Raw genomic sequence first — 25820 nt, 5'->3', positions numbered from 1 at the left:
ACCTTCAGCAATCATACATCTCATTGTAGTAATCGCTTTTGCCCTCCTGCTTTTTACTTTAAAATTCATTGTATAAAAAAAGCGGCACCTGGGTACCGCTAGTTATTTATTTTTAACCAGAGCATGCAAGTGTGCCCTAATAATTAATTTAAGGTGTTTTCATTTTTAGTGAAATTTCCTTATACCTTTCCATCTCGCTTTCTGAAACCGAATAGCGGAACAAACCCTGTTCATATTCCAGTTGTATTATAGATGATGTTTTTAATATTTTCTCACTGATGTCAGCTGCATTATAATATGAAAATTTATCCCGGTTCGTATTGAACCACTCTTTCCAATATGTGATGTCTTCTTCATTTACCTCATAAATTGCTCCGAAATAATCGCCATCAACAAATTTTGCACTATGCCCAGACAATTCAGCCAGCATATCCGCAGGCCATCTTTCAATAGTTTTATTGGTTTTACTATCTTTCAAATGCGCTTCTATACGTGCAATTTCTTTATAAACATCTTTTGCGGGAGCACTTAGTAAGTTAATATCAATACCCTGACTATTGCAGTAATAAAAACTGAAAAGAAACAAGATGGAAACTATTGCTTTCATAATTACAATCTAAAAGCGACACTTACGTGCCGCCTTGTTATTATCTCTTTATTAACTTATAATTCCCGGTGCCTTTATTGGTAACTACTTTTGCCATATAAAGCCCAGAGGTAAGCTGGTGCGTATCTATAACCGCTGCATTACCAGACGTTAGGCATAGCCTGCCGTTAAGGTCGTATACCGTAACCGATTGTAAGATGCCATCAGTCAGGCTTATATTAAGCACATCGTTTACCGGGTTAGGATATAGTTGTATGTTTTTAGATGTAAAGCCGTCTGTGGCCAGTACAGAGTAAAATTTTACCTCGGCGGTATTCGTTACAATGGCGGGGTTATAATCAAAAAATATGTTTGCGGTACTGTAAGCAATATCGTTCTCTGCAATGGTAGCTTTTGGCTTAACCCTGAACGATACCCATCCGTGGCTTGCGGGCTCATTGGTAGTGCTGTCCGGCAGGTCGATATCATCAAATTTAAATTCCAGTGCATTTTCATTTCGTGTTACAGTATAGGTGTGGCTCGACGCAATAGGCAAAAAGCTGTCGGCATCAAGTAGTGCGTCGATAGTGTTGGTTATACGTACATTAGTAGCTGCTGCGGTACCGGTATTCTGAAAATTGATGGTATAATGCAGGTAACTGCCATTTCGTGCTTCCTCTTCCAGTGGTACCAGCGAGCCTTCGCTTACCACCACGTTGTTAGGGTCGTAAGAATTTACAATGGTCTGAAAAAGGGTTGCGTAATTATTTGCGAGATGATCTGTGTCCTCTCCGGCGGGCGGAACCAGATAGCCATGAAACGATAATATATCTTCTCCGTTGTTTACCGGAGGTTGCATAAGATTAAAGATAAGCGTGGCTTCTAAAACACCAAAAGGGGCAATATCCCGGGGTTGCAGGCTTATGTCATTACCCGTAATAGTATATGGTACAGATGCGCTTACAAGCGTAAGGCGGGTAGTGTCAAAAATAAGTGTTGCCTCAGCAGCAGAAAAGCTATTTGCTCCCAAGTTTGTTACAACTACTTTATACTGGGCATCAAAACCCGGTTTCGCCTGTCCTATGGGGGTTACCGCTATCGCCAGGTCGTTAATGATCTCGTTAGGAGCCGGCAGGCAAATACCTATAGAGCGTTCCTGGCCCATACCGGTAAATATTACTTCCGTTGCCGGAACAGTTGTATCAGGAAAACCTGCCGGAAGCACCGGATGTACCGAAACTACGGTTTGTTCCGGAGATATTGTTGCTCTATAACGCCCGTTTGCATCGGCATAGGTTGTAAAGGCAAAAATATTATTAAAGAACACCTCCAGTTGTGCAAAAGGCAATACGTTATCCTGTGTGTTACATACACCATCGCCATTGGTCTCATACCTTACGATTCCGCTCAGGATATTTTCCTCTATACAAAAATTAAAAGGCCCTGAGTAGGCACTTGCAGTAGTGGCATCGCAAACGGCACGTACATAGAAACTATAGCACGTACCCGGCGTAAGGCCTGTTACCACATAGGGGTTTGATACAGATAGTGTTCCTGGCCCGCTGGCGGGGCTACCCTGCGGTACTATAAGAACTTCCCAGGCAGTAGCCATGCCTGTGTCTGTCCAGCTTAGTACAGCACTGGTAAGCGTTATATTAGTCACGGCAAGGTTTAGGGGGGCTGGGCAGGATGCTGCTACATCATTAGGAGTGCTATTAGCCAAAACCCCATCATAAATGTTTACAGGTAACGATGCAAAGCCTGAAAATGAAATTAGGCCAAGCAGTAATAGTAATTTTTTAGTCATAACGTGCTGGTTTTTAATTGGTTTTAATGTGTTTGGTTTTTTAATAAAAGTATAGCATAAAACTTTACTGCAAAGTACTAAATTTACGTTTGCACTTAATACACCATCTTAAAAAAATTGCTATGGGCAGAACCCTTGTAATTGGCGACATTCACGGAAGCCTTAAAGCACTTGAACAAATATTGCAACGCAGCGGGGCAACACCCCAGGATCACCTGATATTTTTAGGCGATTATGTAGACGGCTGGAGCCAGAGCCCTGAACTGATAGACTATCTTATTGCCCTGAAAGCTACACACAGCTGCCTGTACATTCGTGGTAACCATGACGACCTGCTAATGCAATGGCTGCAAACCGGGCAGTATAGCGAACAGTGGTTTAACCACGGCGGACGCATTACAATGGAGCGTTACACCGCTTTAGATAAAGATAAAAAACAGCTGCACTTACTGTTTTTAGAAAGCCTTAAAGATTACCATCTGGATGATAGTAACCGCCTGTTTGTACACGCGGGCTTTACCAATATCAATGGTATTCACCATGAGTATTTTCCCAGGATGTTTTACTGGGATCGTACCCTGTGGGAAACCGCACTGGCGCTTAACCCCGCCCTAAAGCCGGATGATGCGCTGTATCCTAAACGGTTTAACCATTACAGAGAGGTGTTTATAGGACATACACCTGTAACACGCATTGGGCTTACCGTACCCGTACAAAAAGCCAATATCTGGAATGTAGATACCGGTGCTGCCTTTAAAGGGCCACTTACCATAATGGATGCCGATACTAAAGAGTACTGGCAGAGCGACCCGGTATTTGAACTCTACCCACAAGAGAACGGCAGGAATTAAATACATCAAAAATAGTTGTGCTAACATGATTAATATCATGTTATTAGCTGCTGTGATGCTGTAATTTTGACTCATAATTTAAAAGCAATTGGTTATGAGCACTTATCAATATTTTTTACAGAATTATACACGCGGATTCCTTGGTTTTTCAACCCTTGGTGTAATGGTACAAAGCTGTGTGGGCGGCCTTGCTGCCATGACAATTTTAATGAACGGCAACGCACCCATACAAATGGTGCAGCTGTTTATTGCGGTGGTACTTTGCGTAAGCTATAATGGGGCACTGTTGTCTCAGCTGTCTCCAAAAATTACATTCAATCTTTTTTGGACGAGTGTTATTGTAAACACCTTTCTTTTTATCATAAACCTTATTTAAACCTACAACAGGGTTAATTCTATTTTTAGTTCAGTTAATTTTTCCGCAGATCATACCATAAGGCACACAGGGGTTTTTGTGCACCGGTATGATCTGTGGCTTTTTTATGCGGTTTCGATTGCCTTTTTTCGGTCAAACAGCAGATAGTCGAGGCTGTATTTACCAGACCCCATTAAAAAGAACAGCAGGAACAGTAAAAAGAAATCTGAAGCCGTACCGCCGTTAAAAAAGCTGCCGCCGGCCATATAACGGATAACTACCATCATAATGATCATGAGCGGCACTGTTACCAGCCGTGTAAACAAACCCAGGATAAGCATTACGCCACCCACAATTTCGGTAACCTTGGCAAAGTGTGCCATAAACCCCGGGGCAGGAAAGCCTACATCGCTTAAAAAGTGCGTGTAATCGTTCATTACACCTTCCTCAAAAATCTCTTTGCCATACATAATAATGAGCATCCCGGTAAATACCCTGATAATAACAATGCCGTTTGCCCAAAGTGGGGCTGATGTAAAAATTTTATTATTCATACGTTTTATTGATTTTCAGCAAAACTATAGCAGGCTGAAAACAAGCGAGGTAAAAGCCTGTAAAATGATTGTAAACAAATGTAAAATCTGGATTTCGGCGATATTCGCATGGTGTAAATTGTTATTTTTAACCCATGGTTAAATATGTATACATCCTGCTGGGCTGTGCGGTGGTTTCGCTCTCTGCTTTTGTAACTGGGCGTAATAAAACAGTACCCGAAACAGAACAAATTGTTTCCCTCCGGCGGATAGGGCACAAGCTGCTATTGGCCAGCAATGACAGTACATCGAGAGTATTGCCTGTAAAAAAGGTCTATGAAAATGAATTTGAGATATATTTTGAAAAGCCGATAGCTATTAAACCCGACGCGCTGGTAGCCATTACTATGGCTGAAGAACGTGCAGGGCTGTTGCCTAACAACTATACGGTAACGGTTAATAGTTGTGGTGATAATGCCATACAGTATGCCTACACCATGCCCTTAAAAAATAAGGAACTGCCTCCGTGCCTGGGACGTGCATTGCCAGAGAAGTGTTATTATGTATCGGTAAAGCTAAGGCAGCGTTCAGATAGAGCCTGGCTGGCGGCTGGCCTGCTGCCTCTTTTCTTATTTGTGGGCTGGCAACGTTTTTCCGGTAAGCAAAAGCAACAGACAGCAGATAACTTGTCTTTGAAAAAAGAATGCGTGCTGATAGGCAAAGTGCAATATTATCCGGGGCTGCAAAAGCTTATTGTTAAAGATGAGTGCCAACCCCTGACCGGAAAAGAAAGCCGGGTGCTGGATATCTTTGCGGCTAACATTAATGTTGAGGTACCGCGTGAACGCCTGCAAAAAGAGGTGTGGGAAGATGAGGGTGTTATTGTGGGCCGTAGTCTGGATATGTTTATATCTAAACTGCGTAAAAAACTAAAGGCAGAACCCGCCATACAAATTGTAAGCATCCACGGCAAAGGCTATAAGCTTATTGTAAATAACGATTAGGTTATGCCTTTTTATTATTCAAGGCAATCATTACATAAAGCTTTGTGAACCCGTGAAAAGCTTTGTGCCCTTCGTGGTAGGATTACGAGTTAAAGGTTATATATCCAGTTCTCTTTGCAAAGCATCAAAAAACAGGCCTACGTGGTAGCCGTCCATAAGGCCGTGGTGCACGTGTACAGATACCTGAAAGGTGCGTGTGCCATCTTCGGCAATCATCATTTTACCTATCGATATCTTAGGGCAGCTGTCCGGAAAAGTATAACTCCGGGCATGAGATAATGAGGTGAAATTTACCCAGGGTAGTGCCGAGAAATGGATGATATTATCCATATCAAACGTGCGGGTTATAAGCCCGGGAGTGTTACGAACACGTTCAATCTCAATCTTAGCTTCAGCAACAAAAGTTTCTATGTCGGCATGGTAAGACATAAACGAAAAACCAAACGTATTGTCATCGCGCATTACGGTTGACGATACATCTACACTATCATAAACCCAAACATCACCATCTTTTTTACGGTACCTGAAAGCCTCTATACTGTTTACGGCTGCCAGTGTTTTATGGAGGTAATATAAAAAGAAAGGGATTCCTTTTTGTTTTGCTGTAGCATAAGCTTTTGTACAGTCTACAGCGGCGACAACCCCAAAGAAGGGCTCTTCAAACGCGCTGAAAAATTCAAAATGTTCTTTACGGGGCCAGGTGCTGAGGTCTAATTTAACGGGCATGTGCAGAGTGTAAAATTAAAGCTGCAAAGATACGCCACAATAGACAAACGGAGGGCAGGCTATCGCACAAAATCGTCCTGAAATTTTACAAGCACATACGTTTTGGCTTTAATATCATAATAGCCCAGCACCATGTAGTAGTCATAAGAAAATACGGTCTGGAAAGATATTTCTTTTCGGTGTTCGTACATATAGCGGCCTATATAATCGGCGGCAAGGCGCTGCTGTGGCAAGGGTTTATGAGTAAAGTTTTCGTCAAAAAGGCTTTCGAAGTAAATAGACTGTGTATGGTCATTAAACATCCCGAATCCATCTACTCCCGTACCTGTAGCTACCATTCCAATGGTGGCTACACTACCCAGTATAACCTCTCCTGCAGGAGTTGATCGCCTTATAGCACCGGTAACAACTAATACATCTTCGGGAGTTTTGTATACAGATACAGCAGGAAGTCCCCATGCCGCTTTGCGCAGAAACTTCTGGGTGTTCTTATATATTTTTGCTCCTTTATTGTCTGTTTGTTCCAGCAGGTCTGAGTTTTTAAAAGCGATGTTCTCATCAGCACTTACCCTGTAGGTGTTTAATTCTGTTCCTGATTCAAGGTCGGTTGCTGTTAAAGACAGTTCTTTTTTGTCGAGTACCACCTGGTACAGCTTATCATTATGTACAAACGAATTTGATTTGCCGTCTTCCAGTGCCTTTTGCGGCACTTTTGTTTCAGATATGGAGAAGTTTGTGCCACTTATGGTAAAAAGTTGTGTAAACCCGGTATTATGGTCTAAACTGAGTTGTATAGCGCCATCATTAAGGTATAGCTTTATCTTTCCTGCAGTAACGGCAAGCGGATTAAAGTCAGGATTTTCCATTTTTTGGATGCCATATTCGTCTAAAAGGCTGCTAAGGGTAGCATGTGAATCTTTGGCATTTTTAAATTCATACCCCGAAAAATCCAACGCGTGTTTAAGGTATTTACCCCCGTTAAAAACATACACATACAGTTTAGAACCCTTGTTTGCTTTTGTAATGATGTAAAACGAATTGCTACCGCTAAAGGTTATCAGGATGTTTTCGTCTTTATACACCATGTCAAACGTATAATCGGTTACATCTCCGGTATCAAAATTAAAACGCTGCTCTGCAATTTTAGTAAAGTCGACACTTGCCCAGTATGCAGAGGGATGTTCGTTTTCATCATAGCTGTATCCGGCAAGCATATCATAATCGTTTACGCCGGGGCGTGGTGCAGCAAGACTGTCGTTATAATAAAGCACACGGGTATAGCGCAGGGCAGTTACGGTTTCTTTATCAGCGGCAAAAACCACCAGGCCGTGGTTTTTGGCTTCGGGTGCGGCCATGGCATCATGGTAAATGCCAGATTTTTTCATTTCCAGGTTATGGGTAGACAGTACTACCTGGCTAAAAGCAGTTTGCAGGCAGCAAAGGATTATAAGGCCGGTAAGTAGTTTTTTGATGATCATAGCGGTTTTGCCAAAAGTTAAATAAAGGCATTGCTTGATAATCAAATATCATGCCTTGTAATAAGTAAATGAAGGTACATAATTGGAGCGAATAGCCACACGCAATAAGTCATAAAAAAGCCTCCGTTTCCGGAGGCTGTATATTTAAAAATCCAGGAATTATTCACTACACAGCGTTATGTTCCTTCGACTTTATGACTTTATAGACCTTTGACTAACTAATCATCTCCCCGTTATCAACGCTCTCAGTATCCGGGTTAACAAATACCAGTTTGCCGTCAGGGCTTTGAGTCATAAGTATCATACCCTGGCTTTCTACACCACGCAGGTTGCGCGGGCAAGGTTAACCAGTACTGTAACGCGTTTGCCAATAATGTCTTCCGGCTTAAAGCTTTCGGCAATGCCCGATACTATGGTGCGCACATCAATGCCCGTATCTACCTTAAGAATAAGCAGCTTATTAGCTTTCGGCATTTTTTCAGCTTCTAAAATAGTCCCGGTACGAATGTCCATCTTCGCAAAGTCATCATACTGGATCAGGTCTTTTTGCGGAGCAGCTACTTTATTCGCAGCAGCATTAGCTGTTTTTGTAGCCTCCAGTTTATCTACCTGTGCCTGTATGGCCTCATCTTCTATTTTAGCGAAAAGCAGTGCTGCCTCGCCTATAACGTGGCCTGCAACCAAAAGGTTTTCTTTAACCGAAACATCATTCCAGCCTGTAGCGTGGCTACGCTTGGCATCGTTAAAACTTAGCGTTTCGTCTACAATGCCTAATGAGATTACCGGCTCCGGCCTTTCGTCCAGTTTCAGTATGCCTTTAAGTTTTGCTGCGGTAAATGGCAGGAATGGCTCACTCAGTATTGATAGTGCGGTTGAAATTTGCAACGCAACATACATTTGGGTCTTTACACGCTCCGGGTTTTCCTTAATAGTTTTCCATGGCTCTTCGTCGGCCAGGTACTTATTGCCCAGGCGCGCCAGGTTCATAAGCTCTACAAGGGCTTCCCTAAAGCGGTAACGTTCTATACTGCTTGCAATCACGGCCGGGTAAGCACGCATTTCGGTAAGAGTAGCAATGTCTACATCGCTGTACTCGTTTGGTGCAGGAACTTCGCCGTTGTAGTACTTATTGGTAAGTACCACTACACGGTTTATAAAGTTACCAAAAATGGCAACCAGTTCATTATTATTACGTGCCTGGAAATCTTTCCAGGTAAAGTCGTTGTCTTTAGTTTCAGGAGCTGTAGCCGTAAGCGAGTAACGCAGTACGTCCTGCTGGCCCGGGAAATCCTGTAAATATTCGTGTAGCCATACCGCCCAGTTTTTGCTGGTAGATAACTTATTGCCCTCAAGGTTAAGGAACTCATTAGCAGGAACATTATCCGGCATAATGTAAGAGCCCTCGGCCTTAAGCATGGCGGGGAATATAATGCAGTGGAACACAATGTTATCTTTACCTATAAAGTGTACCAGCTTGGTGTCTTCGCTTTTCCAGTACGGCTCCCAGTCTTTACCCTCGCGGGCTGCCCACTCTTTAGTAGACGATATATAGCCAATAGGCGCGTCAAACCAAACGTAAAGCACTTTACCCTCTGCACCTTCTACAGGTACAGGAATACCCCAGTCCAGGTCGCGGGTTACGGCGCGTGGCTTAAGGCCATCATCCAGCCAAGATTTTACCTGGCCGTATACATTAGGTTTCCAGTCTTTTTGGTGACCTTCAATAATCCATTCGCGCAGGAATGCATCATATTGGTCAAGCGGCAGGAACCAGTGTTTTGTCGCTTTTAATATCGGGGTAGTACCGGTAATGGTACTCTTAGGGTTTATAAGGTCGGTAGCGTTAAGCGATGATCCGCAGTTTTCGCACTGGTCGCCATAGGCTCCTTCGTTACCACATTTAGGGCAGGTGCCGGTTACAAAACGGTCAGCCAGGAACTGGTCTGCCTGCGCATCATACAACTGCTCGGTAACTTCTTCTATGAATTTACCTTCACTATACAGTTTTTTAAAGAATTCTGAAGCCGTATCGTGGTGCACTTTAGCCGATGTACGCGAATAATTATCAAACGAGATGCCGAAATCTTCAAACGAAGTTTTAATGATGTGGTGATACTTGTCAATAACCTCCTGCGGGGTGATGCCCTCTTTTTTAGCTTTCATAGAAATGGCTACGCCATGCTCATCGCTTCCGCAGATAAATGCAACGTCTTTGCCCTGAAGCCTCAGGTAACGGCTGTAAATATCTCCGGGTACATATACGCCTGCAAGGTGCCCTATGTGAATAGGACCATTAGTGTAAGGTAATGCGGCGGTAACAGTATATCGTTTAGCTTCGCTCGATTCGGCTTTGCCTCGGTTCGGGTCTTGTAACATCTTTGCTTTTGTGAATTTGTATGCAAAAGTACGAAAATTATAGAAAGGTACTCAGAGCCATTTCGCAGAGTTTCGCAAAGAAGGCGCAAAGGTACTCAAAGCGGGAAGCCGGAAAATTTTTGCGAGACTTTGCGCCTTCTTTGCGAAACTTTGTGAAATAAAAGAGATACAATTCCAACCCTCTATACAACCACCGGCATCTTACCATTAAACAGTAAAACCATAAGGCCATGAAAAAATATCTCTTACTACTATTATTGAGTTGCTTTGCAGTGCAGGCACAACAAAAAACTGCCTTTACTTATTTCGATTTTAACAGCGATGTGGTTACGGCACAAGGCCGAAAAACGCTCGACAGTATTGCATCTGAAATAAAAGGGACTCAAAATTACAGCATAAAAGTCTTCGGCTTTACCGATGATGCGGGTACCGATGCTTACAACAACATCCTGGCGCAGCGCCGTGCCGATAGTGTTGCTGCTTATTTTCAGCTGTCAGGATTTACAATTTCGGCATCAGAGCCAGATACCCCACAGTTGCGCAATGCGGCACTATCTGCGGTAAAGAAGCGAAGGGTGCGCATTGAATACCATTATAAGAGGATAGAAGTGTATGGCAATGTAGTAGCAATGCCTGTAAAAAATTATAATGAACCATTTATTGCTACCAAGGCGGGTACTAACGTAACCCTTACGGGCGCTTCGGGTCCCGGGCGTGTGACGGTAGATGAATTTTATTCTGACGACGAAATGATAGCCGGAGGAATGTATGGCATAGCCGAAGACGGACAAATATTAAAGACCGATGGCATGGTTACCGTATGTAACACCTACAAAACCATAGACAGTACGGGCACATTTACAATTAAGATTTCTGCAAACAGGGGTGTCATTAATAAAAAAGCAAGCGTTTGGCTTTCGGTAGAAGATGGTAACGGAAAAGTTTCATGGAGAAACACTGATATCGAAGTAACGACCAATGAAAAGACAAAGATGTACACCATTGTGCTTCCTGCAAAACCTGCCAAGTGCATAAAGATAAACCTCGATATGCTGGCTAACAGGGCTAATGGCTACCGTGTTGTGTATTTGTATACAGATAAGCCGTATAATTTTACAACCGCAAAGATGGATAGCCGTAATGGAGATATCTTCTTCTCGGCAAAAATTAATGATACCACCTGGGCATTTGCAGCATCTAACCGTGCCACGTTAGCCGGTGCTATTTTTAAGGGCTCAAATAAATATGGCAGGAGTAAAGAGATAGGAGTGCAGCTTCGCAAATGTCGCCATAAGGTAGATAGGCAGCGCAACCACCATTATTATATTACCCAAAAAGCGTTGCTTGCCGGATTGCCAAAAGCACAGGAAGAAAAGAAAAAAGGATTTAAAGGCTGGTGGGATAATTTGTTTTAAGCCAAATAATTCTTCTTTGCGGCGCAACTAAAATAATGTTTAAGCATCTGTTATACACGGCATAGTTGTATGTTTGTGTAACCTAACCACCTGCTATGAAAAACTTTATTTTAGCTGCGCTGCTTTTGTTTTGCTATGCTGCCAAGGCTCAGGTAGAAAACCAGATTCCCGATTTCAATCCTGATACACTGCTTAAGCCAAGAAAAACAAATCCCATAATTTTTGCCGATTTTCTTTTTGGTGGTGCAGGAGGAAGTTCTAAAGGACTTATGGCAAGCATTTCAGCAAATTACCAGTTTGGCAAAAACCTGATTACGGCACGCGTTTCTAATGTAACAAACTATAATGTAGAACTTGTGTCGCCCATCGTCCCATTTCCGTTTATTTCGGTCCGTGAGTCGATAGAAGAATATGGCCTGCTTTACGGCAGGCGCATTGCTGAAGGAAACATGGCATTTAGTTATTCAGCAGGTGTGTCCTTTAATCAAAGGGAGTTGCCCGTATTTAATACTACTACTAATCGCTACCATTATAATGCAACCAAACATGTTGGGCTGCCTTTTGAGGTTTCGGTAAAATGGTTTAAGCCGCGCAAAATTCCGTATCATATCTATTACCTTATACCGGTGGGGCCGCCTACCGGGCTGGGACACAGCTTTGGCTTTAAGCTCATGGGCAATATTTCTACCACAACGTTTGTAGGTGCCGGAATAACCTGGGGCTGGGGCTGGCATAAAAAATACTACGATTAAAATATTCGCTTTTGCTGCAAAAGGTGCTTTTATACATGGCAAAGTCTCAATGTAGAATAAGCCACGAATTCCTCGAATTTTCACAAATATCCTAATGCAGCTTTAAATCACATTGAATATAACGAATTTAATGATTTCTAAAATTTGTGAACATTCGAGGAATTCGCGGCAAAAAAAATTAAGCAGATGAAATGATACGTTTGCCTTAGCTTTAAACACGCTTATTGCATTCCATTGTTACAACCCTTATCTTTGTTTTTAGCGGCATCGTTATAGTGCCTCAAAAATTACCCACTAATGGTTGTACGATTTTTTTTATTTCTTTCGTTACTTTGTTGTAGCATTGTTTATCCGCAAACCGGAATTATGAAGATACCACCTTACCTTACTAAGGGCGATACCGTAGGCATACTGGCCACCGCCCGAAAAATAGATCACGAACCTTTAGAGCCGGCCATTAAGCTGCTTAAAAGCTGGGGGCTTAATGTAGTGGTAGGCAAAACCGTGGGGCTGGACAACAACCAGCTTGCCGGTGCCGACTGGCAACGTGCTACTGATTTTCAGAATATGGTAGACGACCCTACTATAAAAGCGATCTGGTGTGCTAAAGGCGGCTATGGTACCGTGCGCATGATAGACCGTATTGACTTTACTCATTTTAAAAAGAAGCCCAAATGGTTTATAGGCTTTAGCGATGCCACCGTACTGCACAGCCACATTAATAATATGGATATTGCTACCCTGCACGGTATTATGTGTGTAAGTGTTGCCCATGCCACACCCGAGGCGATAGAAACATTCCGGAAATCGTTATTTGGCGAAAAGCTAAGTTACAGCATTCCAACGCATAAGTTTAATAAGCCCGGAAAAGCCACCGGAGAGCTGGTAGGGGGAAACCTCTCTGTGCTGTTTAGCATCATTGGGTCGAGGTCTGAGGTAGATTATAAAGGCAAGATATTGTTTATAGAAGACCTTGATGAGTACCTGTACCATATAGACCGCATGATGATGAACCTGGAGCGCAACGGTTATTTTAAGAATGTAAAGGGCATTATAATTGGCGGATTTACAAAAATGCGCGATAACGACATCCCCTGGGGGCACGATGCCCTGGAAATTATTCAGGATATTACTAAAGAATATAAGATACCCATTTGCTTTAACTTTCCGGCCGGGCACATACAGGACAATCGTGCACTGGTTTTTGGTAAAGAAATAAGCATGGATGTAACGGCAACAAGCACTAAGATCGTGTTTGAATAATGGCTGAGCATAATGAGCTGGGTAAAGAAGGCGAAAAAGTAGCCGCAGATTTTTTAAAAAAGGAAGGATATACTATCTTGCATACTAATTATGTTTTTCAGAAGGCAGAGGTCGACATCATAGCCCAAAAAGGAAACATACTTGCTGTAGTAGAGGTAAAAACACGATCTACACTCGATTTTGGGTTACCACAGGATTTTGTAAAGCCAAAAAAAATACAACTACTGGTAAAAGCGATTAACCAGTTTGTAGAAGATAACGACCTTGATGCTGAGGTGCGTTTTGACATAGTAGCCGTGCATAAAAAAAGAGACGGCTATGACATAGAACATCTTACTGATGCGTTTTTTTACTTTTAAGTTAAATTCGTAACAATTTGTTTTATTTTGTATATTTGACCCCCAAACAACAACACACACAACTATTTAGGTATGAAAACAATTTCTTCGGTAGTAGAACACTACATTAAAACAAAACCTTTTCTATTAAGTGCACTTTCTCAGGGAATCATTAACCTTACCTCTTTAGCACGTACCATGATGCCGGAACTGGAGCAGGAGCTTGGTAAGGATATTAAGCAGGGTGCGGTGGTTATGTCTCTTAAAAGGCTTAGTGAAGACCTTGATTTTCGCGTAAACCATAAAATCGTAAAAGTACTTAAAGGCATTGGGGAGATTACGGTACGATCGTCGCTTACTGATTTTACCTATGCCGTGAGCGATACCATACTAAGCAGGCAGGCAGAGCTTATTACAAACATCAACATGAACCCTGATGTGTTTTATACATCATCACGTGGAGTAAACGAAACAAATATTGTAGTTAGCTCGAGCATGAATCATCTTGTAGACCGTCTTTTTGCAGATGAAAAGAAGATAGAGCGCAGCGATAACCTGGCTTCTATAACGGTAAAATTACCCAAAGACAACATTAGCACACCGGGTATTTACTATTACATCTTTCAGAGGCTGGCATGGGAAGGTATTACCATTATTGAGGTAATTTCCACTTCTTATGAATTTACCATACTGGTAAACGAAGATGAGGTAGACCTGGCCTTTAAGGTTATTAAAGACTTAAAGACAAGTAACTAAAACATAAAGATAATCCGGATATAACAATCCGGATTTTTTTATTCCTAAACCAGAGTGTATCAATACTAAGTAATATCCTGCAAATTCTATTTTACAGGGCGGTATTAAAGTGTAAAAGATTTTTTTTGTGATTGTTTGTTTTACGGCATTATCAATACTGTCTAACGATATACGGTGCTGTTTTGAAACAAAATCTCTAAAAAGATTAAATATATTGTTGATAATAATACATTTGCACACCTGCCCGTATAAGTCGGCCAGGATAATTACTTTACCTGAATGAAAAAAATTACTCTGGTTATGGCGTTTCTATGCACCATAACACTTTTTGGACAACAACGTGTACCACAGCATATACAGCAACTGGTTAGCAACAATACAAATTTCAGGGCTGTAGCGCCCCTCTCAGTATCTGATAAGGCTTATAGCCCGGCTATAGACGCTACGGTGAGCAATGCTACATTTGCTACACTAAATACTAATGTGGTTAGGGATGTTGCTACAAAAAAATATGAAGCAATAGAGCTTACCCTGCCTTACAACAACAGCACCGTAACGCTACAGCTTTACCGTGTAGAGGTTGTGGCAAAAGGTTTTCATATAGATACTAATAAAAACGAAAATATATCTTACACACAGGGTGCCTACTACCGTGGCATTGTAAAGGGCGACCCAAAATCTATCGCATCATTTAATTTTTTTGGTAAAGAAATGAATGGTGTGGCTTCGTCTGCTAAACTGCATAACCTTGTGGTAGGCAGGCTTAAGCAGCCCGGAAACCTGAGTAACTATATCATTTATTCTGACAGTAACCTTAAGGCTGCCTCAAGCTTTAGCTGTGCGGTAACCGATAATAAAGAACTGCCAGTATTTAACCCTGCTAATGTTGTAAGGCGCGATACACAAAGCACACGTTGTGTTACAGTATATTTTGAACTTGATTATGAGCTGTTTCTTGAAAATGGTGCAGACACTGCGCTGGCTTCTAACTGGATTACTTCGGTGTTTAACAATGTGCAGACGCTTTATGATAATGATGGCATTACCACAGCAATAAAGTCAGTTTATATCTGGACAGAGCCAGACCCTTACAGCGGAGAAAATTCCGGTGATTATCTGGAGCAATTCTATTATATGAGGCCCACTTTTGATGGCGATGTAGGACAGCTTTTAGGTATAGACGAAGGTGGCCTTGGCGGTGTAGCCATTAGTATAAATGGTTTTTGTACCGATGGCAATGTAAGTTACAGCGATGTTGATTTGTGGTATGATGATGTGCCTACTTTTTCATGGACAGTTCAGGTTATAACCCACGAGCTAGGTCACCTTTATGGCTCGCCGCATACGCACGGCTGCTACTGGAATGGTAACGGCACTTCTATAGACGGTTGTGGTACATCGGCAGGCTTTGCAGAAGGCGAATGCGAACTTGGTCCCATACCTGACGGAAATGTAGGTGGAACGATAATGAGTTACTGCCACCTTGTAGGCGGCGTAGGGATTAATTTTGCTAATGGATTTGGCCCGCAACCGGCTGCGCTAATATTAGATACCGTAGAATCGGCATCATGCCTTAGTACAGATTGTATAAATACCTGTATAAATACAGTAGCCAGCATTACCCTTACTGATGCTGCCTTAGATGCTGCTACCCTTAACTGGGAAGACAGTACCAATGGCCCCTGGGAGGTAGGATATGCTGCTTATGGAAGTACAATAACCAACTGGGAGCAGGTAGTTGTTAATACTGCTACCATAACAGGCTTACTGGCAAATACATATTATAACTTTGGGGTTAGGCCGGTTTGTAATGAAGGGCAAACACCGCAAACAACTGATCTTGTTTTTGGCACGGCGGCAGAATGGTGTAATGGCGCTATCTGGATGGATCCTTCGGGTAACCGAAACTATACTGACAGTCTTCATGTTATAAGCATCATAAAGCCATCGGCTGCGGGGCAGACAGTAAACGTATCGTTTACTGTTTTCCAGACCGAACCGGATTATGATTTTATGTATGTTTATGACGGTATAGGAACTGGTGCGCCAATGCTTGATATGGTAAGTGGTAATGTTATACCGGACCCCTACACAGCTTCTAATACAGATGGTGCACTAACCTTTGAGTTTATATCAGATGAAGCGCTTAACTATGCCGGATGGCGCGCTACAGCAAACTGCACACTAGGCACTGCACACAATACTTTTGCTAATCTTACCTATTATCCTAATCCGGTTAACGGCAATATTACCATTACCGCGCCACAAGGCCTTACAGATATTGCTGTTTACAACGTAGCCGGGCAATTGCTGTTACAGAAGAAGGTTAACAGCACAACAGATGTTACTGATATGAGCAATTATGCTGCCGGCATCTACTTCTTTAGAGTTACAAATAGCGAAAACAGTGCAAACATCAGGGTTGTAAAGGAGTAGTGGTACTCCTTTACAATTTTAATGCGAATAGATATAGGCCTCCACAGCCTTTAATTCCTCATCAGTAAAGGTTTTGGTTATGTAGAAGTTTGTTTTCATTACATCATATTGTGATGGGTCTACAATAGGTGTGCCCTCGCCTTTAAGAAAAGTAACCATATCGCCTTTCCGGGTTTTGTAGATTTTTGATATTTCCATGATAGCAGGGCCTATGGCTTTTTCTTCGGGTTTGTGGCAAGTATAGCAATTGCCTTTACCTTCAAATATCTCTTTGCCCAACTGCTGTTCTGGTGTAAGGTTAGCGGTGGCGCCTTCATTTACGGTTACAGAAGATTGGTTGTCGGTTTTCTTTTCCTCAGTTTTACAGGAAAAGAGAGATAGTGTGGTAATTAAGATAAGTAGTTTTTTCATGATATAATTTGGGAGGTATACCTCTGGGTTATAGAAGCACAAATATCTGGAAATTTTGTCTTTTGATTTTACCACCAGGAGCACGAAGTTTTCACTAAGTACACTATGAAAACCACCTCACAGTGGCAGGACACAAAGCTATGTGAACTTAAGCACTATAATTACATACAGCTTTGTGACCCTTGTGGTAAATTCTCTCCAGTCGTTATTCGTTTAGCAATATAGCCGCTTCTTTAGCAAAATAGGTACTGATAATATCGGCTCCTGCGCGTTTTATGCAATACAGTTGTTCCAGCATTATCTTATCATGATCCAGCCAGCCACGTTCGGCAGCGGCCTTAACCATGGCGTATTCACCGGATACCTGGTAAACTGATACCGGTACGTTAACCGCATTCTTCACTTCGCGTACAATGTCCAGGTAAGCAATGCCCGGCTTCACCATAACAATATCGGCACCCTCTTCTACATCGTGTATCGCTTCGCGAATGGCTTCGGTGCGGTTTGCATAGTCCATCTGGTAGGTTTTCTTATCCTTTGGTACTGCTATGCCGGCCTGTTTTGGGGCGCTGTCTAAGGCATCCCTAAAAGGACCATAAAATGAAGAGGCATATTTTGCCGCATAGCTCATAATCCCCACATTGTGGAATCCTGAACCATCCAGCCCTTCGCGCAGGCGTATAACCCGGCCATCCATCATGTCACTGGGAGCAACAAAATCGGCACCCGCCTCTGCATGAGATACCGCCATTTTTACCAGTGCATCTACGGTTTCATCATTAGCAACAGCACCATTTTTAATAATACCGTCGTGGCCATATATCGAATATGGGTCAAGTGCCACATCGGGCATTACGATCATATCGGGCACAGCATCTTTTATGGCTTTAATAGCCTGCTGCATCAGCCCGTTCTTATTCCACGCTTCTTTGCCGGTATTGTCTTTAAGGCTGTCGTCTACTTTTACATAAATGTTTACCGCTTTTATGCCCAGGCTCCATAATTCCTTTACTTCCTTGACCGTCAGGTCTAACGAGCGGCGAAAAATACCGGGCATTGATGGAATGGGAATTTCTACGTTAGTGCCTTCAGCAATAAACATAGGAAACATAAAGTCGTTTGGGGTAAGTACGGTTTCGCGCACCAGGGCGCGTATTGATTCATTGGTTCTTAGTCGTCTGTTTCTGTGTATCGGGAACATAGTTCTAAATTTATGTGTGTGTTTCTACTGGTGTGCTTTGTCATTCCGACGATAGGAGGAATCTCGATTATTTTGAGATCCTTCACTGCGCTATCGCTGCGTTCAGGATGACAAATCGCATGGCAAGTTGTACGATGCGTGCCTATACCTTCTCGTTAATACTCATTAAATACTTCTTAGGCGTAGTGCCAAATTTCTTTTTAAAAGCCGCTATAAAGTGGCTGGCAGTGCTGTAGCCTATGCGTAGCCCTACCTCGTTTACGTTATACGATCCGCTGTCGAGCAGCTTGCGGGCATAGTCCATCTTATAATCAAACAAAAAGCTGTACACGCTGTCGCCATATATTTGGCGGAAGCCCATTTTAAGCTTTTTAAGGCTTATGCCTACCTGCTCGCTAAGTTCTTCCAGTCCCGGCGGCTCAGCCATGTTGGCAATTACAATATCTTTTGCCTTGCGTATTTTTATTACGTTTTCCTCATCTATCAAAAATGGGCATTGCTCTGCATTTGGGTCTTCCGTACGGTTAAAGTACAGGCTCAGCAGCTCATATACCTTGCCCTTAAAATAGAGTTTTTTAATACTCTGGTGCAGGTTAAAGTGAAACAGCTGGCTTAGTACAATGGCCATTGACGGATTTATTTTATCGTCTTTATAGTATTTACGGTCAATATTACCTGGGCTTAAAAACGGAATATGGTCTGCCTGTTCTGAAAAAAAGCCGTGAAATTTTTTTATGGAAACAAGTATCGATATCACCCAGCTGTGCGGGGCAATTTCCAGGTGTAGTGGCAGGTTAGTTTGTGGGTTATACAAAAAGAGCGATACCTCCTCGCGGATGTCCAGCGCATAGCGGCCCTGGTTAAAAATAAACTTGCCACGGCCTTTAATGCCAAAGTGAAATTGTATTAGTTCGGTATCTACATCCCTTGTAAAATGGGTGGTTTCGTCGCTGTTGTTTTCATACTTCAGTACATAAAAACCGTCTTCAATCATTATCTCCTCATGAGAACCCATAGCGGTATTTTTTTGAATGCCAAAAACACAAAGCTGCTTATTTTTATTTAGAATGTTTCTAAACTAGAACTTTGTAAAGCATTGATTTTAGTGCAAAGTTAGCGTATTTCGGCAAAAAACAACGCCAGAGGGTCAAAATATCCCACAGCGTTATAATTAGGACCTGTAGCGTTACTTTTTAAAAGTGGCTTGTTATACTTTTGTTAAACTTTTTAGGAAAAGTGTATATGGAAAATCACAACATGCACAGGCATCTTACTTTTTATGCTGTGGGAATCAGTTACCGTAAAGCAGACGCTGAGGTAAGGGGAAAGTTTAGCCTTGATGCTATTGCCAGGACTGCTGTTTTAGAGCAGGCCGCCGCCGAAGGTATAGAAAGCCTTGTCGTAATATCTACCTGTAACCGTACCGAAATTTATGGATTTGCAGAGCATCCGTTTCAGCTTATAAAATTAATGGTAGAAAATAGCCGCGGCTCTGTAGAGGAGTTTCAGCGTGCTGCTTTTATATATAAAAATAACGAGGCCATGGCACACGTTTTTCGCGTGGGTACAGGGCTGGACAGCCAGATACTGGGAGATTTTGAAATTATAGGGCAAATAAAGAATGGCTTTGCAGAAAGCAAGAACCATAACCTCGTCAATTCGTTTACAGAGCGTTTGGTAAATAGTGTAATACAGGCCAGCAAACGCGTAAAGAATGAAACCGAACTGAGCAGTGGTGCCACATCGGTATCTTTTGCTGCGGTGCAGTATATTATAGATAACGTTGCCGATGTGCAAAACAAAGGCATACTGCTTTTTGGTACCGGCAAAATAGGCCGCAATACCTGCGAAAATCTGGTTAAGCATACCAAGAACGACCATATTGTGCTTATAAACCGCACAAGGGAAAAGGCAGAAAAAGTAGCCGGCAAGTTTAACCTGCTGGTTAAAGACTACGACCTGCTTCCGCTAGAAGTAGCCCAGGCAGATGTACTGGTAGTTGCTACCGGTGCGCAGCTGCCTACCATCGATAAAGATATTCTGGCGCTTAACAAGCCACTGCTGATACTTGATCTTTCGATACCTAAAAACGTACACGATAATGTATTGGACCTGCCAAATGTTACCGTAATACACCTTGACGACCTGAGTAAAATAACCGACAGCACACTGGAAAACCGTAAAAAGCACATTCCGGCAGCTGAGGCAATTATAAGCGAAGTAACCGAGGAATTTAACGAGTGGACAAATTCCCGCAAGTTTGCACCCACCATAAATGCATTAAAAGAGAAACTTAACTCTATTAAAGATAGTGAGCTGGACTTTCAGCGCAAAAAAATAAGTAATTTTGATGAGCAGCAGGCCGAGATCATCAGCCAGCGCATTATTCATAAAATTACATCTCATTTTGCAAACCATCTTAAAGACCGCGATACCGTGGTTGATGAAAGCATAGAGTGGATAGAAAAAGTCTTTAAAATAGAAAACAAGGCACAGACGACTTAACCTTAGTCGGATCAACTTTAAACCTGAAACTTGGAACAAAAAACAATAAGGATTGGTACCCGCGATAGCGAACTTGCGCTGTGGCAGGCTCATACGGTAGAAAAGCAACTGAACGATTTGGGTTATGCTACCGAGATCGTGGCTGTAAAAAGCACGGGCGACCTAATACTGGACGTTCCGCTATACGAATTGGGCATTACCGGTATTTTTACTAAAACACTCGACGTTGCCATGCTGCGCGGCGAAGTAGATATTGCCGTGCACAGCATGAAGGATGTACCTACCGCATTGCCAAAAGGCATTGTGCAGGCCGCTGTTTTAGAGCGTGCCAATGTAGACGACATACTGGTGCACAAAGGCAATCCTGATTTTTATGCCAATGCAGCCATTATTGCTACAGGCTCACTCCGCCGCCAGGCGCAGTGGCTCAACCGCTACCCGCACCATACCGTAACATACCTTCGCGGCAATGTAAACACCCGGCTTAAAAAGCTCGAAGAAAGCGGGTGGAACGGTGCAGTGTTTGCCAAAGCCGGACTGGAACGTATTAACCTGTTACCGCATAACCATATAACCCTTGACTGGATGATACCCGCACCCGCTCAGGGTGCCATGGTGGTAGTCGCTATGGAAAACGACAGCTTTTGCCGTGAGGCGCTTGCAAAGCTAAACCATAAGCCTACCGAAGTTGCCACACACATAGAGCGCCAGTTCCTTAAAAAACTGGAGGGCGGCTGTACCGCTCCCATTGGCGCATTGGTAAGCTCTATAGATGATGAAATACGTTTTGAGGGTGTATTGCTTTCTATCGACGGGAAGCAGAAACTGCACATCGAAAAAGTAATCTCCGCTGATGGCGATACAGATAATCTGGGCAACCTGTGTGCCGAAGAACTGTTGCAAAACGGTGGTGCTGAACTAATGGCCGAAATTCGTAATCAACTTAATAAATAACAATGGCATACCGCGTGCTTTCTACTAAAAAGTTGCAGCCCAACCAAAAGCTGTATCTGCTTAATGCAGGGCTTGCCGTGGTAGAAGCCGATTTTATAGGTATTGAGTACAAGCCTTTTGAACTTAATGACACCGCTGATAATCTTATCTTTACGAGTGCTAACGGGTTTAAGGGTTTTTTAAAGCATGTAGCAAGCGGGCTGCTCTCTGGTAATAAAGTATTTTGTGTAGGCTATAAAACCAAAGAACTGATAGAGCGCCACGGATTTGAAGTTATCGCTGTGGCGAATGATGCTGAGGCATTGGCTGAATTTATTATTAAAGACCACGCAGATAAACAGTTTACATTTTACAGCGGCAGCCTTCGCAGGGATATCCTTCCGGAGGTATTGATAAATGCCAAAGTAGCTTTTACCGAAGTTGAAGTGTATGACACCGTGCTTACACCGCAAAAGATAACCACACCCGTAGACGGGATACTCTTTTTTAGTCCGTCTGCTGTGCAGAGTTATATGCAGGAAAATACCATTACAGATGAAGCCTGCTTTTGCATTGGCAACACAACAGCCGCTGCATTAGAGGGTATAACAAATAAGATTATCATTGCCCATAAGCCAAGTGTGGAGAATGTTATTGTGCAAACAAGGACATATTTCGCAAAGGCACGCGAAGAAGGCACAAAGCAACACAAAGAATAAAAACAACTACTACAGGCTCTAAGACTTTGCGAATCTTTGCGACTTCTTTGTGAAACTTTGTGGTACAATTGAAAAAACATGAGCATAAAAAACGACCTTTTTTTAAAAGCATTACGTAACGAACCCGTAGAGCGACCACCGGTATGGATGATGCGTCAGGCAGGGCGTTACCTGCCGGAATTCAGGGCACTGCGAGATAAATACGACTTCTTTACACGCTGCCAGACGCCTGAGCTTGCTGCCGAAATTACGGTGCAGCCCATCCGTATTGTGAAGCCTGATGCCGCGATATTATTCAGTGATATACTTGTGGTGCCACAGGCTATGGGCATTGAGGTGCTGATGAAAGAAAGCGTTGGGCCATTTTTGCCCAACCCTATACGCACCGTGCAGGATGTAGAGAAAGTTATTGTTCCGGATATCCATGAAACACTGGGATATGTAATGGATGCCATAAAGCTGACTAAAGAAATGCTTAACGATGAGGTGCCGCTTATAGGTTTTGCAGGCAGCCCGTGGACGATTTTCTGCTATGCGGTAGAAGGTAAAGGTTCTAAGAGTTTTGATACTGCTAAGGGTTTCTGTTTTAGCCAGCCTGAGGCTGCCCACGTACTGCTTCAAAAAATAACCGATACCACCATTGCTTACCTTAAAGAAAAAGTAAAGGCGGGTGTAAATGCCGTGCAGGTATTTGACAGCTGGGGCGGTATGCTAAGCCCGGTAGATTACCAGGAATTTTCATGGAAATACATCAACCAGATCGTAGAGGCACTGGCAACTGAAACGCATGTAATTGTGTTTGGTAAAGGCTGTTGGTTTGCACTTGGCGACATGGCACAAAGTAAGGCTTCTGCACTTGGTGTAGACTGGACGTGCTCTGCGCGCAATGCACGTTACCTTAGTGGTGGCCGCATTACGCTTCAGGGTAACTTTGACCCAAGCCGATTGCTAAGCCCTATCCCTACCATTAAAAAAATGGTACACCAAATGATAGATGAGTTTGGTAAAGACAATTATATTGTAAATTTAGGTCACGGCATACTACCACACATTCCGGTAGACCATGCCAAAGCGTTTATAGACGCGGTTAAAGAATATAAATAAAGGTTGTTAGTTGTCGGTTGACGGATTTACTCACTGTGAAGTCCTGTCATCCTGAGCGCAGCGCAGCGGAGTCGAAGGATCTCGACAGAGATGCTTCCTTCGTCAGCATGACAAAAGCTTCTGACAACCATCAACCGACAACTAACAATTAAAAAATGCCACTAAGCTTAGGATTACGCGACGAAGAGAACGAACGCATTAACAGCGCCATGCAAAAAGTTATTGCATTGGTTTTTGTGCCCGATTGGGAAGAAGCCGAGGTAAACCAGCAACTCAAAACGCTTGGCCTTGAGCTGAATACGCTGCAAAGCATAACGCCTGCCGAGCTGATCGATTTTATAACGCGCTATCATTTTGACTGGGCCAATATGGAGCAGTTTGCCGATGTGCTGGCGAAGCTTTCCGCGAAAGCGGGGCTGGAATCGTTAAAGGATAAGGCGGTTGCACTGTACAATTACATACAGGCAGAAAGCAAAATGTTTTCTTTCGATATTATGAATAAAGTCAACGCCTTAAAATAGCATGAGCAATTGGGAAATAAATACCATTGATGCGATCCTGCCGGAGGAGTTTTTCGCTCTTATAGAGCGAAACAGGCGAAATCTTGTCAATACGTTTCCCGTTACAATTTCAGGGTGCAGCAATTTAGAGCGTACGGCTGCCTTTCTTGCACAGGGTGCAGAAAATCAGGAAAAAGGAGAGTACTATTATTTCTACCTGCGCGATACACAAAGCAAAAAGCTGATTGGGTACATTGTAGTTAAGAACATCAATAGATATATTCTCAAATGCGAACTGGGTTACTTTGTAGATAAAGACTCTCAGGGGCAGGGCATTACATCAATACTGGTTGCAAAAACGGTGGCCTTTTGTTTTGATACGCTGCATCTTAATAAAGTGTACATCTGTACCTCGCCGGTAAATTTTGCAAGCCAGAAGGTGGCCTTAAAAAATGGGTTTATACAGGAGGGTGTGCTAAAGCAGGAGTTTAAAAATGGCGATGGCGTAATGGAGGACATTTTTTATTTCGGGTTATTAAAATCAGAATACACGTCAAAAATTAAATAGTTTTAATTGGAACTACCGATAAAGAAATACATCATTAGCAAACCTGAAGATTTACCTTCGGAAGAAGCTGTATGTGCAGATTCCAATGAATATAAAGTGCTTTTACAGTTTGATACTGATTTGGAATCTTTTCGGCAATCTACAGGTAAGAATCTAAAAGAAAAACTACCCAATCATAATGTTGGAATACATGGAATTGAACCAATAATAGGCATCGTAAAGCTGCTTTCTTACAAGGAAATAGAGGAAAATGTCGATTTTTTTGAGCAATGTGCTATAGACTATGGGGTACTCGCCACTAAGTTAATTTATGAATTAGCAAGCTGCCTGAAATTAGAAATTCACAAGGATTTTCCATCGCTAACTTTCAACCCGCTGAAGTCTGGAAAAAAAGTAACAGGTACATTTAATGGTTGGAGATATTATGTACATGGATTTCATTGTGGTTTTTATAATGAAAAAACGAAACAAGAAATAGAAGCATCAATAATGTGCGGGAATGAATTTGGCGAACTTGACTCGTATTTTTTTACACGATATATTTTATCTACGCAGGAATATTGGCCTTTACCTCTCAAAATATATGAACTATATCATGATGGAGAAAGAATATTAGAAAAAATGCTGGCACTTGGTAAATTTGAACGCATTCCTTCAAACTGGCCAAACAGGTACGGCACTGTTGTAAAAGACAAAGAAAGAGTTGAAGTTAAAATCTTTGACTCTTCAACAGATTATATACAAAAACCAAAGTTTAATACTCTAAAATTCTTAGGTTTAAAAAAATGAAATACACCCCGGAAATACAAACTTACAACGATGCGCTAACTGCTGAAGATACCGCTATTGCTAATTTTTTAGCACAAACCATAACTGAAAATTTACCCGGTGCCGAAAACAAGATATGGCATGCGCACCCGGTTTGGTTTTTAGATGGCAACCCTGTTGTGGGTTACAGTAAGCTAAAAAACAACATGAGGCTGATGTTTTGGAGTGGGCAGTCGTTTGATGAAGAGCTACTGAACCTTAACGGTAAAAAGTTTAAAGATGCTGCCATAGCCTATACCCATGTGAGCCAGATAAACATTAAAGACCTTAATCGCTGGCTTAGAAAGGCAACGGAAATTCAGTGGGATTATAAAAATATTGTAAAGCGCAAAGGCGTGCTTATACGTATAAAATAGCATACCGCTTAAGACAAGG

At 42.4% G+C, this 25820-nt stretch carries 25 protein-coding genes and 1 pseudogene; 17 read left to right on the top strand and 9 right to left on the bottom strand.

Translation table 11 applies throughout. The annotated features are described in order from the left end of the window. Positions 1 to 148 precede the first annotated feature (148 nt). Both DYH63_RS17470 and DYH63_RS17465 read right to left on the bottom strand, forming a co-directional pair. Positions 149 to 607: a hypothetical protein gene (locus DYH63_RS17470; RefSeq protein WP_116790022.1), complete on the bottom strand. Its 459-nt coding sequence runs from the start codon at positions 605 to 607 to the stop codon at positions 149 to 151. Positions 608 to 647: 40 nt separating this feature from the next. Then, positions 648 to 2393: a DUF7619 domain-containing protein gene (locus DYH63_RS17465; RefSeq protein ID WP_116790021.1), complete on the bottom strand. Its 1746-nt coding sequence runs from the start codon at positions 2391 to 2393 to the stop codon at positions 648 to 650. A gap of 122 nt (positions 2394 to 2515) precedes the next feature. Between DYH63_RS17465 and DYH63_RS17460 the strand changes: the two genes are divergently transcribed. Together DYH63_RS17460 and DYH63_RS17455 are read left to right on the top strand one after the other, a co-directional pair. Then, positions 2516 to 3244, top strand: coding sequence for a metallophosphoesterase family protein (locus DYH63_RS17460; RefSeq protein ID WP_116790020.1), 729 nt, complete (start codon positions 2516 to 2518; stop codon positions 3242 to 3244). A 94-nt stretch (positions 3245 to 3338) separates the two neighbouring features. Beyond that, entirely contained in the window at positions 3339 to 3620 is a 282-nt protein-coding gene (locus DYH63_RS17455; RefSeq protein ID WP_116790019.1) for a hypothetical protein, read from the top strand. 104 nt (positions 3621 to 3724) lie between these two features. Here the strand turns inward: DYH63_RS17455 and DYH63_RS17450 are convergent, their stop codons facing one another. Then, the gene (locus DYH63_RS17450; RefSeq protein WP_116790018.1) at positions 3725 to 4153 is read right to left on the bottom strand and encodes a DoxX family protein; all 429 of its coding nucleotides are present in this window, start codon (positions 4151 to 4153) and stop codon (positions 3725 to 3727) included. A gap of 134 nt (positions 4154 to 4287) precedes the next feature. Between DYH63_RS17450 and DYH63_RS17445 the strand changes: the two genes are divergently transcribed. Continuing rightward, entirely contained in the window at positions 4288 to 5136 is an 849-nt protein-coding gene (locus DYH63_RS17445; RefSeq protein WP_116790017.1) for a winged helix-turn-helix domain-containing protein, read from the top strand. A 96-nt stretch (positions 5137 to 5232) separates the two neighbouring features. Here DYH63_RS17445 and DYH63_RS17440 read toward each other — a convergent pair whose 3' ends face one another. The 3 genes and pseudogenes from DYH63_RS17440 to metG all read right to left on the bottom strand — a co-directional run bounded on the left by DYH63_RS17440 (position 5233) and on the right by metG (position 9716). Next, positions 5233 to 5862 carry a chloramphenicol acetyltransferase gene (locus tag DYH63_RS17440; protein ID WP_116790016.1) on the bottom strand — a complete coding sequence of 210 codons (630 nt, stop codon included), beginning with the start codon at positions 5860 to 5862 and terminating at the stop codon, positions 5233 to 5235. 59 nt (positions 5863 to 5921) lie between these two features. Then, positions 5922 to 7340 (bottom strand): hypothetical protein, encoded by a 1419-nt coding sequence (locus DYH63_RS17435; RefSeq protein ID WP_116790015.1) that lies wholly within the window; start codon positions 7338 to 7340, stop codon positions 5922 to 5924. Between the two features lie 214 nt (positions 7341 to 7554). Beyond that, positions 7555 to 9716 (bottom strand): annotated as a pseudogene (gene metG, locus DYH63_RS17430) (methionine--tRNA ligase). Positions 9717 to 9946: 230 nt separating this feature from the next. On the opposite strand from metG, the gene DYH63_RS17425 reads away from it, so the two are divergent. From DYH63_RS17425 to DYH63_RS17400, 6 genes are all read left to right on the top strand, one after another. Next, entirely contained in the window at positions 9947 to 11131 is a 1185-nt protein-coding gene (locus DYH63_RS17425) for an OmpA family protein (RefSeq protein WP_116790014.1), read from the top strand. A gap of 95 nt (positions 11132 to 11226) precedes the next feature. Beyond that, positions 11227 to 11883: a hypothetical protein gene (locus tag DYH63_RS17420; protein ID WP_116790013.1), complete on the top strand. Its 657-nt coding sequence runs from the start codon at positions 11227 to 11229 to the stop codon at positions 11881 to 11883. Between the two features lie 366 nt (positions 11884 to 12249). Further along, positions 12250 to 13146, top strand: a complete 897-nt coding sequence (locus tag DYH63_RS17415) for a S66 peptidase family protein (protein ID WP_116790012.1) — start codon at positions 12250 to 12252, stop codon at positions 13144 to 13146. After that, a complete protein-coding gene (locus DYH63_RS17410) occupies positions 13146 to 13505 on the top strand; it encodes a YraN family protein (protein ID WP_116790011.1) in 360 nt (119 codons plus the stop codon). Before DYH63_RS17415 ends, DYH63_RS17410 begins: the two co-directional genes overlap by 1 nt. Positions 13506 to 13577: 72 nt before the next feature. Beyond that, positions 13578 to 14240: an ACT domain-containing protein gene (locus tag DYH63_RS17405; RefSeq protein WP_116790010.1), complete on the top strand. Its 663-nt coding sequence runs from the start codon at positions 13578 to 13580 to the stop codon at positions 14238 to 14240. Between the two features lie 279 nt (positions 14241 to 14519). Then, complete coding sequence (locus tag DYH63_RS17400) at positions 14520 to 16676, top strand: M12 family metallo-peptidase (protein ID WP_116790009.1); 2157 nt, start codon at positions 14520 to 14522, stop codon at positions 16674 to 16676. An 18-nt stretch (positions 16677 to 16694) separates the two neighbouring features. Here DYH63_RS17400 and DYH63_RS17395 read toward each other — a convergent pair whose 3' ends face one another. The 3 genes from DYH63_RS17395 to DYH63_RS17385 all read right to left on the bottom strand — a co-directional run bounded on the left by DYH63_RS17395 (position 16695) and on the right by DYH63_RS17385 (position 19303). After that, positions 16695 to 17087: a c-type cytochrome gene (locus DYH63_RS17395; RefSeq protein ID WP_116790008.1), complete on the bottom strand. Its 393-nt coding sequence runs from the start codon at positions 17085 to 17087 to the stop codon at positions 16695 to 16697. Positions 17088 to 17292: 205 nt separating this feature from the next. Beyond that, complete coding sequence (gene hemB / locus DYH63_RS17390; protein ID WP_116790007.1) at positions 17293 to 18288, bottom strand: porphobilinogen synthase; 996 nt, start codon at positions 18286 to 18288, stop codon at positions 17293 to 17295. A 142-nt stretch (positions 18289 to 18430) separates the two neighbouring features. Then, positions 18431 to 19303: a helix-turn-helix transcriptional regulator gene (locus tag DYH63_RS17385; RefSeq protein ID WP_116790006.1), complete on the bottom strand. Its 873-nt coding sequence runs from the start codon at positions 19301 to 19303 to the stop codon at positions 18431 to 18433. 227 nt (positions 19304 to 19530) lie between these two features. Between DYH63_RS17385 and hemA the strand changes: the two genes are divergently transcribed. From hemA to DYH63_RS17345, 8 genes are all read left to right on the top strand, one after another. Next, positions 19531 to 20793 carry a glutamyl-tRNA reductase gene (gene hemA / locus DYH63_RS17380; protein ID WP_116790005.1) on the top strand — a complete coding sequence of 421 codons (1263 nt, stop codon included), beginning with the start codon at positions 19531 to 19533 and terminating at the stop codon, positions 20791 to 20793. Positions 20794 to 20823: 30 nt separating this feature from the next. Further along, the gene (gene hemC / locus DYH63_RS17375; protein ID WP_116790004.1) at positions 20824 to 21747 is read left to right on the top strand and encodes a hydroxymethylbilane synthase; all 924 of its coding nucleotides are present in this window, start codon (positions 20824 to 20826) and stop codon (positions 21745 to 21747) included. A 2-nt stretch (positions 21748 to 21749) separates the two neighbouring features. Then, on the top strand, positions 21750 to 22445 hold the full coding sequence (locus DYH63_RS17370; protein WP_116790003.1) for a uroporphyrinogen-III synthase: 696 nt from the start codon (positions 21750 to 21752) through the stop codon (positions 22443 to 22445). A 78-nt stretch (positions 22446 to 22523) separates the two neighbouring features. Then, positions 22524 to 23549 (top strand): uroporphyrinogen decarboxylase, encoded by a 1026-nt coding sequence (gene hemE / locus DYH63_RS17365; RefSeq protein WP_116790002.1) that lies wholly within the window; start codon positions 22524 to 22526, stop codon positions 23547 to 23549. A 155-nt stretch (positions 23550 to 23704) separates the two neighbouring features. Further along, the gene (locus DYH63_RS17360) at positions 23705 to 24070 is read left to right on the top strand and encodes a hypothetical protein (RefSeq protein WP_116790001.1); all 366 of its coding nucleotides are present in this window, start codon (positions 23705 to 23707) and stop codon (positions 24068 to 24070) included. A gap of 1 nt (position 24071) precedes the next feature. Continuing rightward, positions 24072 to 24617: a GNAT family N-acetyltransferase gene (locus tag DYH63_RS17355; RefSeq protein WP_116790000.1), complete on the top strand. Its 546-nt coding sequence runs from the start codon at positions 24072 to 24074 to the stop codon at positions 24615 to 24617. A gap of 6 nt (positions 24618 to 24623) precedes the next feature. Further along, positions 24624 to 25406: a DUF6896 domain-containing protein gene (locus DYH63_RS17350; protein ID WP_205528261.1), complete on the top strand. Its 783-nt coding sequence runs from the start codon at positions 24624 to 24626 to the stop codon at positions 25404 to 25406. Beyond that, complete coding sequence (locus DYH63_RS17345) at positions 25403 to 25801, top strand: DUF1801 domain-containing protein (RefSeq protein WP_116789999.1); 399 nt, start codon at positions 25403 to 25405, stop codon at positions 25799 to 25801. Before DYH63_RS17350 ends, DYH63_RS17345 begins: the two co-directional genes overlap by 4 nt. Positions 25802 to 25820: the final 19 nt, after the last annotated feature.

The organism is Flavobacterium psychrotrophum (assembly GCF_003403075.1).
In the GTDB taxonomy this organism is placed as follows: domain Bacteria; phylum Bacteroidota; class Bacteroidia; order Flavobacteriales; family Flavobacteriaceae; genus Flavobacterium; species Flavobacterium psychrotrophum.
The sequence above is the reverse complement of the archived record's forward strand: the minus strand, read 5'-3'. Positions and strand labels throughout refer to the sequence as shown.

Bases quoted from the DNA above. Each gene is read 5' to 3' on its own strand.
- DYH63_RS17385 (WP_116790006.1), bottom strand. From the start codon at position 19,303: ATGGGTTCTCATGAGGAGATAATGATTGAAGACGGTTTTTATGTACTG.
- DYH63_RS17395 (WP_116790008.1), bottom strand. From the start codon at position 17,087: ATGAAAAAACTACTTATCTTAATTACCACACTATCTCTCTTTTCCTGT.
- hemE (WP_116790002.1), top strand. From the start codon at position 22,524: ATGAGCATAAAAAACGACCTTTTTTTAAAAGCATTACGTAACGAACCC.
- DYH63_RS17405 (WP_116790010.1), top strand. From the start codon at position 13,578: ATGAAAACAATTTCTTCGGTAGTAGAACACTACATTAAAACAAAACCT.
- DYH63_RS17415 (WP_116790012.1), top strand. From the start codon at position 12,250: ATGAAGATACCACCTTACCTTACTAAGGGCGATACCGTAGGCATACTG.
- DYH63_RS17370 (WP_116790003.1), top strand. From the start codon at position 21,750: ATGGCATACCGCGTGCTTTCTACTAAAAAGTTGCAGCCCAACCAAAAG.
- hemB (WP_116790007.1), bottom strand. From the start codon at position 18,288: ATGTTCCCGATACACAGAAACAGACGACTAAGAACCAATGAATCAATA.
- DYH63_RS17410 (WP_116790011.1), top strand. From the start codon at position 13,146: ATGGCTGAGCATAATGAGCTGGGTAAAGAAGGCGAAAAAGTAGCCGCA.
- DYH63_RS17345 (WP_116789999.1), top strand. From the start codon at position 25,403: ATGAAATACACCCCGGAAATACAAACTTACAACGATGCGCTAACTGCT.
- DYH63_RS17355 (WP_116790000.1), top strand. From the start codon at position 24,072: ATGAGCAATTGGGAAATAAATACCATTGATGCGATCCTGCCGGAGGAG.
- DYH63_RS17455 (WP_116790019.1), top strand. From the start codon at position 3,339: ATGAGCACTTATCAATATTTTTTACAGAATTATACACGCGGATTCCTT.
- DYH63_RS17450 (WP_116790018.1), bottom strand. From the start codon at position 4,153: ATGAATAATAAAATTTTTACATCAGCCCCACTTTGGGCAAACGGCATT.
- hemA (WP_116790005.1), top strand. From the start codon at position 19,531: ATGGAAAATCACAACATGCACAGGCATCTTACTTTTTATGCTGTGGGA.
- DYH63_RS17435 (WP_116790015.1), bottom strand. From the start codon at position 7,340: ATGATCATCAAAAAACTACTTACCGGCCTTATAATCCTTTGCTGCCTG.
- DYH63_RS17425 (WP_116790014.1), top strand. From the start codon at position 9,947: ATGAAAAAATATCTCTTACTACTATTATTGAGTTGCTTTGCAGTGCAG.
- DYH63_RS17440 (WP_116790016.1), bottom strand. From the start codon at position 5,862: ATGCCCGTTAAATTAGACCTCAGCACCTGGCCCCGTAAAGAACATTTT.
- DYH63_RS17420 (WP_116790013.1), top strand. From the start codon at position 11,227: ATGAAAAACTTTATTTTAGCTGCGCTGCTTTTGTTTTGCTATGCTGCC.
- DYH63_RS17445 (WP_116790017.1), top strand. From the start codon at position 4,288: ATGGTTAAATATGTATACATCCTGCTGGGCTGTGCGGTGGTTTCGCTC.
- DYH63_RS17465 (WP_116790021.1), bottom strand. From the start codon at position 2,393: ATGACTAAAAAATTACTATTACTGCTTGGCCTAATTTCATTTTCAGGC.
- DYH63_RS17470 (WP_116790022.1), bottom strand. From the start codon at position 607: ATGAAAGCAATAGTTTCCATCTTGTTTCTTTTCAGTTTTTATTACTGC.
- DYH63_RS17360 (WP_116790001.1), top strand. From the start codon at position 23,705: ATGCCACTAAGCTTAGGATTACGCGACGAAGAGAACGAACGCATTAAC.
- DYH63_RS17400 (WP_116790009.1), top strand. From the start codon at position 14,520: ATGAAAAAAATTACTCTGGTTATGGCGTTTCTATGCACCATAACACTT.
- DYH63_RS17460 (WP_116790020.1), top strand. From the start codon at position 2,516: ATGGGCAGAACCCTTGTAATTGGCGACATTCACGGAAGCCTTAAAGCA.